The organism is Streptomyces sp. NPDC056128 (genome assembly GCF_042263835.1).
GTDB lineage: Bacteria > Actinomycetota > Actinomycetes > Streptomycetales > Streptomycetaceae > Streptomyces.
This window is the reverse complement of record NZ_JBHJVQ010000003.1, coordinates 206087-218704: the sequence shown is the minus strand read 5'-3', so window position 1 is coordinate 218704 and position 12618 is coordinate 206087. Positions and strand designations below refer to the sequence as shown.

Sequence of the window (12618 nt, the reverse complement as noted above, 5' to 3'; positions counted from 1 at the left end):
GCGGCAGCGGTCCGACTCACCCGCGACCGGTTCCGAACGAGGACGCGGCGAGTACGTTCGAACGCGCACGACGGCGCACGAACATGTCCGAAACCTGGCACATCATCGGCTAAAGCCGGTTAAGGGCCTGTGCACCGGTTGGCAACAACATGGTCTGCTACCTACCCCCCGGGGCGGCCCCCGGGGTACCTTCCTGTTGTCCAGGGGGGACTTGATCGGGGGGTCGGGTTGAACAGCGGACGCGTACGTGTGCTCAGGCCACAGGAGCTGGGCGAGGGGGAACGGGAGCACTGGCGGGAGCTGCGCGCCAAGTCGACGGCGCCGCGCAACCCGTTCATGGAACCGGAGTTCACCGACGTCGTGGGCCGGGTACGGCCGCGCGCGCGGGTGGCGGTGCTGTACGACGGCGGTGAGGCGGCCGGATTCCTGCCGCACGAACGCGGGCCGCTGGGCCAGGGCCGGGCGATCGGGCTGGGGGTGTCGGACTGCCAGGGCGCGATACTGCGCCAGGGCCTCGCCCCGGACCCCCGCCGCCTGCTGCGGGCCTGCTCCCTGTCGAGCCTCGCCTTCGACAACCTGGAGGCCGAGCAGGGGCTGTTCGTGCCGTACGCCGCCGAGGAGCACACCACCTACGTCATCGACGTGGAGAAGGGCTACGAGGCGTACGAGAACGTCCTGCGCACCCAGTCGCCGAAGTTCCTGAAGACCACGCTCGCCAAGGAGCGCAGGCTGGGCCGCCAGGCCGGCGACGTGCGCTTCGTCTTCGACGAGCGTGAGCCGGCCGCGCTGCGCACGCTCATGGAGTGGAAGTCGGCGCAGTACCGCAGGACGGGACGCCGGGACCGGTTCGCGCAGGAGTGGATCAGCCGCCTCGTCGCCCGGCTCGCGGAGACGCGGGCGCGGGAGTGCACGGGCACCCTGTCCGTGCTCTACGCGGGCGGCCGGCCGGTCGCCGCCCACTTCGGGCTGCGTTCGGCGACGGTCCTGGCGTGCTGGTTCCCGGCGTACGACCCGGACTTCGCCAAGTACTCGCCGGGGCTCGTCCTGCACCTGCGGATGGCTCAGGCCGCGGCCGCCGAGGGCATCGGACTGCTGGACATGGGGCGGGGCCCGGCGGAGTACAAGGATTCGCTGAAGACCGGGGAACTGCCGGTGTACGAGGGGGCGGCGACGCGTCCGGGGGCGGGCGCCGCCCTGCACTGGCTCGGCCGCGAACCGGCCCGCCGCGCGCACGGCTTCGTGCGCGACCGGCCCCGGCTGGCGTCGCTCGCGGTACGGACGTTGAGGGGCGCGGCCCGGCTGCGCCGGTCCTGACGAGGTCAACCACGAGGGGGTGGGCGCATGGCCGGTGTGCGGCGTGCGCGGCAGGAGACATTGCGGGAGACGCGACGGGAGATCGACGACTTCCTGCGTATCGGGGCGGTGCAGGTCGCCGAGCTGGACCTCGGCGACGACACCGGCGCGGCGGTGGAGGAGGCGGCGGCGGTACTGAGACCGGGCCCGGGGAGCCCGCCGGTGACGTCCGGCGCGGTGTTCGTCCTGGTCAGACGGGCGGGACTGCCCGTGGGCACGCTGCTCGGGCAGGTCCCCGAGGGCGCGGACCCCACGCGGGTGCTGGCCGGGCTCGCGCGGGAGCTGCCCCGGGGAGCGCCGCCCGAGCCATCGCCCGCGCCACCGTCCGCCAGTGTCGTGGTCGCCACCCGGGAACGCGCGGACCAGCTCGCCCGCGCCCTCGACTCGCTGCTCGCCCAGGACCACCCGGACTTCGAGATCGTCGTGGTCGACAACGCGCCCGTGACCGGCGAGACCCGGGAACTGGTCGAGCGGAAGTACGGCGAGCGGGTGCGGTACGTGTGCGAGCCGGTCCCCGGACTCGCCGTCGCGCACAACCGGGGCCTCGCGGTGGTCCGGGGCGAGGTGGTCGCGTTCACCGACGACGACGTGGTCGCCGACCCGCGCTGGCTCACCGAACTGACCGCGCCGTTCGCCGCCGACCCGCACCTCGGCTGTGCCACCGGCCTGATCCTGCCCGCGCGGCTGCGCACCCCCGCCCAGGTGCTCCTGGAGAGCCACGGCGGCTTCGCGAAGGGGTTCGTCCCGCGGACGTACGACCCGGAGCACCCGCCCGCCGACGAGCCGCTGTTCCCGTTCACCGCGGGCCGGTTCGGCTCGGGCGCCAACATGGCCTTCCGTACGGCGGTGCTGCGGACGGTCGGCGGCTTCGACCCGGCGACCGGCGCGGGCACCCGCGCGCGGGGCGGCGACGACCTCTACGGGTTCGTCCGCGTCCTCGCCCAGGGGCAGCGGCTGCGCTACACGCCCCGGGCGCTCGTCTGGCACCACCACCGGGAGACCTGGCGCGACCTGGAGACCCAGGCGTACGGCTACGGCGCCGGCCTCACCGCGTACCTCACGGCGATCCTGGTGAACCGGCCCGCGCTGCTGCCGGCCCTCCTCGCCCGGGTGCCGGGCGGACTCGCGCACGCCCGGCGCCTGACCGCCGTACGCGCCACCGGCGAGGGCGAGAGCGCGGGCGAGCGCGCGGGCGCGGAGGCGGTTGGAGCGCCGGGCGGGCACGACTCCCGTACCCATCCCTGGCCGCGGCGCCTGGCGCGGTTGCAGCGCCGGGGCATGCTGTACGGCCCCGTCGGCTATCTGCGCGCCCGGCGCGCGCTGCGTGCGGCCGGGGTGGAGGCGCGGTGAGCGGGGCTGGGGCCGGCTCGTCGGGAGCGGGCGGGGGCGGGGCGCGGGAGGGCGTCCCGGCGCCGGGCGGCGGGCACATACCCGTGTTCCTCTACCACGCGGTGATGGAGGATCCGCCGTCGTGGATCGCCGAGTTCACCGTCACGCCGAAGGAGTTCGCGGCCCAGCTGGATGCGATCGTCGACAGCGGCATGACGCCCGTCACGATCAGTGTGCTCGCCGACCATCTCGCCGGGCGGGCGCCCCTGCCGCCCCGGCCGGTGCTGCTCACCTTCGACGACGGCTTCGCCGACCTGCCCGGGCCCACCGCCGAGGCGCTGGCCGAGCGGGCGCTGCCCGCCACCGCGTATCTCACCACCGGGGCGATCGCGCCGGGCGGCCGCAGTCTGCTGCCGCCCGCCCCGATGATGACGCTGGACGCGGTGGCCGGGCTGGAACGTTCCGGCATGGAGATCGGCAGCCACACCGTCACGCACGCGCAGCTCGACACCCTGTCCGGCACGGCCCTGGCGCACGAACTCCGCGAGTCCAAGGCGGTCCTGGAGGACGCCCTCGGGCATCCGGTCCGCCACCTCGCCTACCCGCACGGCTACAACAGCGCCAAGGTGCGGGCGTCGTCGGCCCGGGCCGGGTACGAGACGGCGACCGCCGTGCGGCACGCGCTCAGCTCGGACCGCGACGAGCGGTACCGCATCGCCCGGCTGATCGTGCGGCGGAGCCACACGGTCGCCGACGTCGAGTCCTGGCTGGCGGGCGGCGGCGCCCGCGTCGCCCCCTACCGCGACGGCCCGAAGACCGTCGCGTGGCGCTGGTACCGGCGGGGGCGGGCGATGGTGCGGGGCCCCGAGTTCGCGGGTTAGGGCCTGTCCAGCAGGGGTGGCGGTCAGTCGTGCGGCTGGTTGAGGTGCGGGTCGGCGGCCACCTCCCGCAGGCTGTCCCACGCCTGATCGTTCGCCACGGCCAGGTCGCAGTGCGGTCCCGGGTCGCGGTAGTTCCACTGGAGGGCCGCCTTGACGCCCTCCAGGTCCTTGAGCACCCGGGGCACCTGCGCGTACCAGTCCGCCTGCCGGTCCGGGCGCTTCGGGTCGGAGGCGCTGCCGAACTCCGAGAGCATCAGGGGCTTGTCGTCGGAGATGTTGGCGCGGATCCAGTCGTGGGTGGCGTACTGCGTCTGCGCGAAGCTGAGCCAGCCGGTCTTGTGGCAGAGGTAGTAGTTGTACTGGTTGTAGCCGATCCAGTCGACGTAGTCGTCGCCCGGGTACATCCGCTCGAACAGGTCGCCGTGGTTCAGGTATCCGGTGATGATCCAGGTCCACACCACGTTGTCGACGCCCAGTGCGCGGAAGCGGTCGTGGATGTGGCGGTAGGCGCGGACGTAGTCGGCGGGGGTGCCGTTGTCCGGGGTGCGGGTGTCCATCTCCAGGTCGAAGGAGAGGAACACCTTCTTGCCCGTGCGCTGCCCGTACTCCTTGACGCGCCGCGCCTGGACGTCGATCACGGACTCGTCCAGGTCGCCGGCGGCGATCTGCTTCCAGGTGGGCTGCTGGCCCTTGGTGCCGCCCCACCACTTGCTCTCCCAGGACAGCAGCAGCATGCGGTCCTCGCCGACGCGCTGTTCCTGCTCGGTGAGGAGCTGGCCCTCCAGCCGGGTCTCCGTGACGGCGGACATGTCGTGGTACGTGTACACGATGTCGAGCCCGCGGCCGACGTTCTTCTCGTACTCCCGGACCTTCGCGGCCAGGTCGGACTTGTCGTGCGGCACGAAGGCGCCGAACCAGGCGCCGCAGGGCGGTTCGAGGAGGGCGGTGGGGCGGCACCTCGGGTCGTCGGCCGGGTCGGCGGGTCCCGAGGCGTCGCGCAGGGCGAGCACCGCGACCAGGACCGCGCAGGTGGCGGTGATGGACGTGATCAGCAGGCGGCGCCTGCCGGGGGGCGCGGGGCGGGCGGGGTGCGTGCGGTGCGTTGGTCGGCGGTGCTGTCCGGTCGTCGAGTCCGCGTTCGTGCGGCGAGCGGGACGGGCGAACCTCACAGAGTGGAACCCTTCCGTGTCGGTGGCGCGGCGCCCGGCGCCGTCCTGGGCGCCGGGAGGGCACGCAGGCTCGGGCAGAAGGCGGCGAGGGTGGTCAGCAGGGTGAGCGTCAGCAGGACGCGGTCCCCGCTGAGGGCGTGCGCGGCGACCAGCACCGTGGCGACGAGCATCGCGGCGCTCACGCTCAGCAGGACGGCCAGCATCAGCTGTTCCAGCAGGTCGGAGTGGCGCTCGAAGGCGTCGTCCCGGCGCTCGGCCGGGGCCCCGGCACGGCGGGCCCGGAGCGCGGGCCCGCAGATTCTGACCAGGGCGGCGCCGGGGCCGACGGCCAGGAAGACGGCGACGGCCGCGCCGCGCAGCGGGGAGCCGCCGGGCAGGGCGAGCGCGGCGAGCGCCAGCCAGCCGGCGAACGGGGGCAGCATACGTATCACGAGGTCCTGCGGTGTCATGGGTGCGTGCCCCTCCTCAGCTCGCCGGTTTCAGGACGTACAGCACGCCCGCGCTGTTCTGCGCCACGCGCTCGAAGCGCGGCGAGTCCGCGACGGACTCCCGGACGCGTCTCAACTGGGCCGTGTTCAGCTGGCCGTTCATCTCGGAGTTGGCCACCTGCCCCTGGGTGAGCAGGAAGTAGGCGCGGGCCGGTGCGTCCACGCCGGCCATGTCGCGGGCGAGGACGGCCGCCGGGTCGCGCACGATGTCGTCGACGTGGGCCCGGGTGTCCTCGAGGAACCAGTAGTGGTCGACCCGCCAGTACTGCTCGTAGGCGAGCGGGTAGTTGCGGTTGGCGGCGACGACCAGGGAGTCGTCCGGCGCCTGGTCGAAGAGCTGCCGCACGAGCGCCACCTCGCCGGGCGGGAAGTAGTTGACGCGGTCCTTGCCCGAGTAGCTCGGCACGAACGCGAGGGTCCCGGCGAGCAGCACGAGCGGTGACAGCCAGGCTGCGTACCGCAGGGGCGGCAGCGAGGGCAGGCGGGATCGGCGGCGGTGGGCGGGGGGAGGCGGCGCCCCCCGCTCCGCCCCCCGCTCCGTCTCCCGCGCGTCGGCGGTCAGCGTGCGGGCCCTGGGCAGCAGCGCGGCGGCGGCGAAGAAGGCCGCGCCGGGCAGCATGAACATCAGCACCCGGAAGATCATCTCGCTGCCGTAACTGCTCGCCACGAACATCGGCAGCGGGGCCGCCGCGACCAGCAGCAGCGGCAGCGCCCGCTGCCGCAGCGCCCTTTGGCGCAGTACTCCGGCCAGCGCCAGCAGCAGTACGGAACCCGAGAGCAGCCGGGCCGCCCAGGAGGTGGCAACCGCGCCGGTGCCGGTGGGCGTGGACCCGTACCCGGTCTCGACGTTGGCCCCGATGTCGCCGACGGAACGGATCATGTCCGGCATGGCCGCGGACAGGAAGGGCAGCGCGGCGGTGAGACACCAGGCCAGGAAGATCACGACCGTGGTGACCAGCGGCACCCAGTCGCGGTGGCGTCGGGTGAAGGCCAGCACGAGGAGCGTGACGACGAGCATGCCGGGGGTCAGCTGGTGCGAGACGACGATGGCGATGACCAGCACGCTGAGCAGCACGGTCCACACCGCCTGCCGCTGCCGGTCGCCCCGGCCGCCCGTACGGCCGTAGCGGCGCAGGACGACCGCGAGGACGCCCAGGTGCAGGGCGAAGGCGACGGACTGCGGCGAGAAGTAGTCCTGGCCCACCCAGTTGCCGACGCAGAACAGCCACACGCCGGTCCAGATCAGGCGCCGGTCCTCGGTGAAGGTCCGGTAGATCAGCAGCAGCGGCAGGAGCAGCAGCACGCTGGAGACCAGCGGCCACCACGCCATGTACATCGCCGCGTTGTCCACGCCAAGCAGCCGCACCAGCGCGGCCTGCGCCGCGAAGAAGCCGGGCCACTGGTCGTACACGGCCATGTCGCCGAGCTGGTCCGCGCTCTGGAGTCCGCCGGACGTCAGCAGGTGGTCGATGACCGCGTCGTGCTTCCACGCCCACGCGTACAGCGGGGTCGGGTAGAGCACGGCCTGGGTGGCCCGCTCCATCACCAGCAGGCCGAGGACGTACGCCAGCGGCCAGCCGGCCCGGCGGCGCGGGTCGCGGACCGTGAACCAGAAGCCCGCGGTGAGCACGGCGAGGCCCGCCCAGAAGGTGGGGTGCAGCGCGCTGACGAGGCCGTAGTCGTCCAGGGCGGACACGTCGGTGTGCCGCACCGCGTAGACCCACAGGGCGAGCGCGGCGAGCAGCGGAACGGCGGGCCAGGCGGCCGCCACGCGCGCCGGACGGGCGGCGGGGGTGGGGGCGGACGGGTCCGGCCGGGCGGAGGCCTCGTGCGAACGCGTGGTGGCCGACTCCTGCGAGGTGCGGGAGTCGTGCTCGGGGTGTTCGGAGTGTTCGGGGTGTTCGGGGGTCTCCCCGGTCTCGGGCACGGGCTCTGGTACGGATCTCTCCCGTGGAGTTGCTGGCGGACGCACGACGGTTCCCCCCTGGCGAATCGGCTCTGTGCTTGATCAGTCCCGGAACGTGTCTGTCGGTCTGGTGTGGCTGGTGTTGTGTTGGGTGTGGCTGGTGTGTTCGGCGTGTCTTGTGTGGTGCGGAGCCTCGGCCGGGCGGCGCAGTGACAGGAGCAGGGCGGCGAGGACGAGCAGCAGGAGGAGCGGCGGTGCGACCGGCGCGAGTTCCTGCCGCCAGAGCCAGCTCCCGACCGCGGCGAGATAGAGGACACCCCAGCGTCCCTGCCAGGGCAGCCGGTCGCCCGCCTTCGTGAGCAGCGTCCACAGCGGCACGAGGCACAGCAACTGGAGGACGAGCGGCGCCCAGCGCAGGACCGGGCCGGGTCCGTCGAGGCCCAGCGCCTCCGCGAGGAATCCGGCCGCCCTCGCGTACAACTCCCCGCCGACCGCCTCCGGTTCCCGGCCGAGGGCGACGGGCGCCGCGTGCAGCGCGAGTACGGCGGAGCCCAGCGCGGCACCGGGCAGCCACGGGTCGGGGCGGACGGACAGGGTCACCGCCCCGACGAACACCACGAGCAGCACGGCGCCCGCGACCAGCGCCGGCAGGGGCAGCCCGCGCAGCAGCTCCCGGCCGGTGAGTTCGGCGCCGGTCCCGGACGGGCCGTCCAGCCAGGGCAGTCCGCGCAACGCCGCCCAGAAGACGACCGTGGCGGCGGCGAACAGCAGCCACAGGGCGGGCCTGAGGTAGCGCTCGGGGATCGGGCCCGGGTCGTCGTCGTGGGGACCGTGGGTGTCGGCATCCGTGTTGTGGACGTGGGCGTCCGGGGCGTGGACGTGCGTGTTCGGGTCGGGGACGTGCGTGTTCGGGTCGGGGTGGCGCGGCCGGCGGATCACCGCGAGGGTGTCCGCCTCCAGGGCCTCCCGTTCGTACCCGGGGCGCCCTATGAACAGGGCGACGGTGTCCTCCCCGGACGCGTCCTCGGGCCGTCCGTGCTCGGACGCCGCCTGCCGTGCCCAGGTCGTGCCGTACCCGGCGGTGGCGTTCAGCCGGGCCGGGCCGGTGCCGTGGCCGGTACCGGGCCGTGGCTTCGGTCCGAGCAGCGGGCCGGTGTCCACCGTGGCACCCGGGTCGCCGGAACGACCGGCCCCGTCGATGCCCCGCAGCGCGGAGCGCAGGCCGGGTGCGCAGCCCAGGGCGACCACCGTCATGCTCACCAGCACCGCCCAGCCGGCACCGGAGATCCCGGCCGGCGTGAACAGCATCGTCGCGCTGCCCAGGACGAGGACGCACATGGCGCCCTGCACCGCGGCGAGTACGCCGGTGCGCCCCTGGACGCGGAGTACGCCGATGTACAGCTCGACCACGATCCGCGGCAGCGCCCCGAGGGCGAGCAGCCGCAGCACCGTGGAGCCGTGTTCGGCGTAGTCCTCGTCGAAGGGCGCGAGGATCTGCGGGGCGAAGACGACCAGGAAGAGCACCACCGGCACCAGCAGCACCGTCATGCGGCGCAGCGCTCCCCGGATGCCGTCGGCGAGGCGGCGCGGGTCGTGCGAGGCGTGCGCGGTGAGCGAGGAGGCCATGTTGATGGCCATGAACTCCATCGTGCCGCCGACGGTGTAGGCGACGTAGAAGTAGCCGTTCTGCGCGGCGCTGAAGTTGACCGCGACCATCACCGGCAGCAGGTTGATCATCGCCAGGCTGAAGAGTGCTCCCAGCGAGTCCCCGGCCAGGAAGCGGCCCATCTCGCGGGTCTTCGGCGGCTCCACGTCGCGGTCGGCCTCGGCCTGGCGCGGGATCAGCCTGCGGAAGATCAGCCAGCCCAGCGGCAGGGTGGAGAAGGCGATGGCCACGGCCCAGGACACGAAGATGCCGAGCACCGGCAGCGAGGTGGCGAAGACGGCAAGCAGGATCAGCTTCCCGACCGAGAACACCGCATTCCCCGCGGGCACCCACTCCGCCTTGCGCAGGCCGGTCAGCACGCCGTCCTGGAGGGTGAGCAGCGCCCAGGCCACGCACGCCAGGACGAACAGGGTCCCCATCGCGGCGGTGCCCAGCGGGGCGTACGAGGCACCCCAGAGGTCGAGGGTGAGCAGGAAGACCACGGCGGCGACGGCGACGACCACCGAACTCGCCGCGTACGCACGCCACACCAGCGGTCCGGTGGCGCGGCCGGCGCGCGGCACGAAGCGGACCACGGCGCCGATCATCGTCGTCGCCGTGATGCTGGCGAGCAGCCGCATGGCGGCGATGGCGGCGGAGCCCTGTCCGACGGCCTCCTCCGAGTAGTAGCGGGCGGCCACGAGCCAGAAGCCCAGGCCGAGCACGGCCGAGACGCCGGTGCTGAGCATCAGGAAGTAGGCGTTCTTGAAGAGCGAGTCGCCCCCGTGCCCGCTCTCGGGCAGCGCGGTGCCGCCGTCCGCCGGTTCGACGGCCGTCTCGTGCACCCGGGTCTCAGCCACCGGACGGAATCAACCCCTCCGGTGCCTCGGCCGGTCGTACGCCGGACTCCTCGAGCGCCGCGATCACGGCGCGGGCCCGCAGCGGTTCGACGGGCAGCGCGTGCCGCGCGAACCAGCGTGCCCCCTCGGGCGCGGGCGACGGGTCGGTGAAGGCGGCGCCCGCGTAGTCGTCGAGCGGGGGGTCATAGAGGTAGCCCACGATGATGCCGCGCCGGGCCAGCGCCCGGACCGCCGCGTCCCGGTCGGCCACGAGCAACGGCACGCGGAACAAGGGCTGTGCCTTGCCGGGAGTCCGGCTCCGCGTTCCCTCCCACGCGGCCGGTCCCGCCCAGGGCGTCGACAGCAGCAGCTCCGTCCCCGCCCGGCAGTCCGCCAGTACCTGGTCCAGCCGGTCGAGCCCGCGCCCGATCCGGCCGAGCCGGAACCGGCCGCCCCGCAGCCGGTAGTCGTGCATGTCGACGCGGACCCAGGGGTCGTGGGCGTCGAGGCCGGGTGCCGAGGCTGCGGCGCGGGCCAGCTCCTCCGGACGCAGCGGCATCCGGATCTCCTCGCGCTCCATCCGCCCCAGCAGCCGCAGCGTGGCCCAGGCGGCCCGGCGCAGCCCCAGCCCGCGCACGGCGGCCTCCGCGTACGGTCTTACGGCGTAGGCGGCTTCGGCCCTCGTACGGCGCGGCAGCAGCAGGTCCTCGCAGGTCTTCGCCAGCGTCTCCCGCAGCCCCGGGTCGGCGACCGCGAGGATGCCCCCGGCCTTGGCGCCGACGTGCTTGGACAGGCTGAAGACGGAGGCGTCGCCCCAGGATCCGACCGGTCGGCCGCCCACCTCGCTGCCGATGGCGTGCGCCGCGTCCTCGAACAGCGGGATGCCCAGGGCGTCGCAGCGGGCCCGCAGCCGGGGCGCCTGGTCCGGGTTGCCGTACAGGTTGGTCGTCAGTACGGCGGACAGCGAGCCCCAGACGTCGTCGGGCACGGCGTCGACGTCGATGGACGCGTCCGACGGGTCGAGCGGCGCCTGTACGGGGCGCAGTCCGGCCGCGAGCACGACGAAGAAGATGACGTCGTCGTTGACCGGCGACATCAGGACCCGGCCGCCGGGCGGGCACCAGTGACGCAGTGCCGCGTACAGCCCGAATCGGCATGACGGTACATACACGCATTCCCGGTCGAGCCGGCCGCGCATGGTCTCTTCCAGCCGTCTGCTCGGCCGTGAACCATCCCGCCCCGGACCCGGACCGGCCTCCCCAATGGCCATCCGTTCCCCCCAGATGTGCCGTCGAAGGCCCCCTCCCCGAGACCTCCCGGCACCCGCCCAGAGTCTCCCTGTTCGCACCGCTCCGTCAAGATTGCGTCCGGGCCTGTGGACAACTTCCCGCACACGAACGGACGCGGAGCGCCACATCCACGACCGTGCGCGCGGGCGTGCGCCGTCGGCGAAGGCCCCGTCCCACGGTCACTTTCCGTCTCCCGCGCACCGGCGCGCGGGCCGCTCCGCGCACGTCAGCCCGCCTGCGCACGCCCTCGTCCCCCACATGGAGCCACCTCCCGCCGCACTGCCCAAGACGGCCGTGTCACCCGTAACGTGTGGCCAGTCCACGCACCACGCGGCGCACACCGGCCACGTGGCGCACACGGCGCGCACGGCGCACATGGCGAGCACGAAAGCGAGGCAGCACCCGATGCCCCCCTTCGATGTCCCCGAGGGCGACCCCTTCGGCCCGCACAACCTTCCGTACGGCGTGTTCTCGATCCCCGGCACGCGGGAGCGGACGGTGGGCGTCCGGCTCGGCGACCACGTCCTCGACGCCGGCGCGGCGGCCCACGCGCTCGGCTCGCCGTACGCCTCCCTGCTCGCGCGGCCCACCCTCAACCCGCTGCTGGCGGCCGGGCGCACGGCCTGGTCCGACGTGCGGCGCGCGCTGACGGCCTGGGTGACGGTGCCCTCCCACCGCGAGACGCTGGAACCCCTCTTCCACCCGCTGTCGTCGGTGACCCTGCACCTGCCCTTCGAGGTCGCGGACTACGTCGACTTCTACGCCTCCGAGAACCACGCCCGGAACGTCGGCCAGATCTTCCGCCCCGACGCCGCCGACTCCCTCACCCCGAACTGGAAGCACCTCCCGATCGGCTACCACGGCCGCTCCGGCACGGTGTTCGTCTCGGGCACGGACGTCGTGCGGCCGTCCGGGCAGCGCAAGGCACCGGCCGACGAGGCGCCGGTCTTCGGCCCGTCCGTCCGCCTCGACATCGAGGCCGAGGTCGGGTTCGTGGTGGGGGTGCCGTCCGCACCGGGCGACCCGGTCGCGCTCGGCGACTTCCGCGAGCACGTCTTCGGGCTCTGCCTGCTCAACGACTGGTCCGCGCGGGACGTCCAGGCCTGGGAGTACGTCCCCCTCGGCCCGTTCCTCGGCAAGTCCTTCGCCACCTCGGTGTCGGCATGGATCACGCCGCTGGACGCCCTGGAGGAGGCTCGGGTGGCGCCCCCCGCGCGCACGCACGAGCTGCTGCCCTACCTGGACGACACGGCCGACGACCACGCCGAGCCCGGCGGCTACGACCTGCGGATCACCGTCGCGGTCAACGGTCACGCCGTCTCCGAACCGCCGTTCTCCACCATGTACTGGACGGCCGCCCAGCAGTTGGCCCACATGACCGTCAACGGCGCCTCACTGCGCACCGGCGACCTCTACGGCTCGGGCACGGTGAGCGGACCGGGCGAACGCGAACGCGGGTCGCTGCTGGAACTGACCTGGAACGGCCGCGACGCGCTGGAACTCCCCGACGGCAAGCGGACGTTCCTGGAGGACGGGGACGTGGTGACCCTGTCGGCGTGGGCACCGGGTCCGGACGGGATCCGGGTGGGGCTGGGCGAGGTGACGGGACGCGTGGTCGGACGGGGGGTCTGAGGGCCGGGACGGCTCCGAGGCTCCCGAATCCGGTGGCCGCCGGCACCTGACTCACACCGCCCGGCAGCGGCATACTGGCGTCGGGCG

At 73.7% G+C, this 12618-nt stretch carries 9 protein-coding genes; 4 read left to right on the top strand and 5 right to left on the bottom strand.

Annotation, left to right across the window (positions count from 1 at the left end):
• Positions 1-249: 249 nt before the first annotated feature.
• From ACFC1X_RS09070 to ACFC1X_RS09060, 3 genes are all read left to right on the top strand, one after another.
• On the top strand, positions 250-1314 hold the full coding sequence (locus tag ACFC1X_RS09070) for a GNAT family N-acetyltransferase (protein WP_376350237.1): 1065 nt from the start codon (positions 250-252) through the stop codon (positions 1312-1314).
• Positions 1315-1341: 27 nt separating this feature from the next.
• Positions 1342-2703: a glycosyltransferase gene (locus ACFC1X_RS09065; RefSeq protein WP_376350234.1), complete on the top strand. Its 1362-nt coding sequence runs from the start codon at positions 1342-1344 to the stop codon at positions 2701-2703.
• A gap of 104 nt (positions 2704-2807) precedes the next feature.
• Positions 2808-3563 carry a polysaccharide deacetylase family protein gene (locus ACFC1X_RS09060; protein WP_376351013.1) on the top strand — a complete coding sequence of 252 codons (756 nt, stop codon included), beginning with the start codon at positions 2808-2810 and terminating at the stop codon, positions 3561-3563.
• Positions 3564-3586: 23 nt separating this feature from the next.
• On the opposite strand, the gene ACFC1X_RS09055 is transcribed toward ACFC1X_RS09060, so the two are convergent.
• The 5 genes from ACFC1X_RS09055 to ACFC1X_RS09035 all read right to left on the bottom strand — a co-directional run bounded on the left by ACFC1X_RS09055 (position 3587) and on the right by ACFC1X_RS09035 (position 10808).
• Positions 3587-4732, bottom strand: coding sequence for a glycoside hydrolase family 26 protein (locus ACFC1X_RS09055; RefSeq protein ID WP_376350231.1), 1146 nt, complete (start codon positions 4730-4732; stop codon positions 3587-3589).
• Positions 4729-5181 (bottom strand): hypothetical protein, encoded by a 453-nt coding sequence (locus ACFC1X_RS09050; RefSeq protein ID WP_376350228.1) that lies wholly within the window; start codon positions 5179-5181, stop codon positions 4729-4731. Before ACFC1X_RS09050 ends, ACFC1X_RS09055 begins: the two co-directional genes overlap by 4 nt.
• Positions 5182-5197: 16 nt before the next feature.
• Complete coding sequence (locus ACFC1X_RS09045) at positions 5198-6991, bottom strand: glycosyltransferase (protein WP_376351010.1); 1794 nt, start codon at positions 6989-6991, stop codon at positions 5198-5200.
• A gap of 237 nt (positions 6992-7228) precedes the next feature.
• Positions 7229-9631 carry a lipopolysaccharide biosynthesis protein gene (locus ACFC1X_RS09040; RefSeq protein ID WP_376350225.1) on the bottom strand — a complete coding sequence of 801 codons (2403 nt, stop codon included), beginning with the start codon at positions 9629-9631 and terminating at the stop codon, positions 7229-7231.
• Positions 9624-10808: a DegT/DnrJ/EryC1/StrS family aminotransferase gene (locus tag ACFC1X_RS09035; RefSeq protein WP_376350222.1), complete on the bottom strand. Its 1185-nt coding sequence runs from the start codon at positions 10806-10808 to the stop codon at positions 9624-9626. The genes ACFC1X_RS09040 and ACFC1X_RS09035 overlap by 8 nt, the downstream gene beginning before the upstream one ends.
• A gap of 496 nt (positions 10809-11304) precedes the next feature.
• Here ACFC1X_RS09035 and fahA point away from each other — a divergent pair, with 496 nt between their 5' ends.
• A complete protein-coding gene (gene fahA, locus ACFC1X_RS09030; protein WP_376350219.1) occupies positions 11305-12531 on the top strand; it encodes a fumarylacetoacetase in 1227 nt (408 codons plus the stop codon).
• Positions 12532-12618 lie beyond the last annotated feature (87 nt).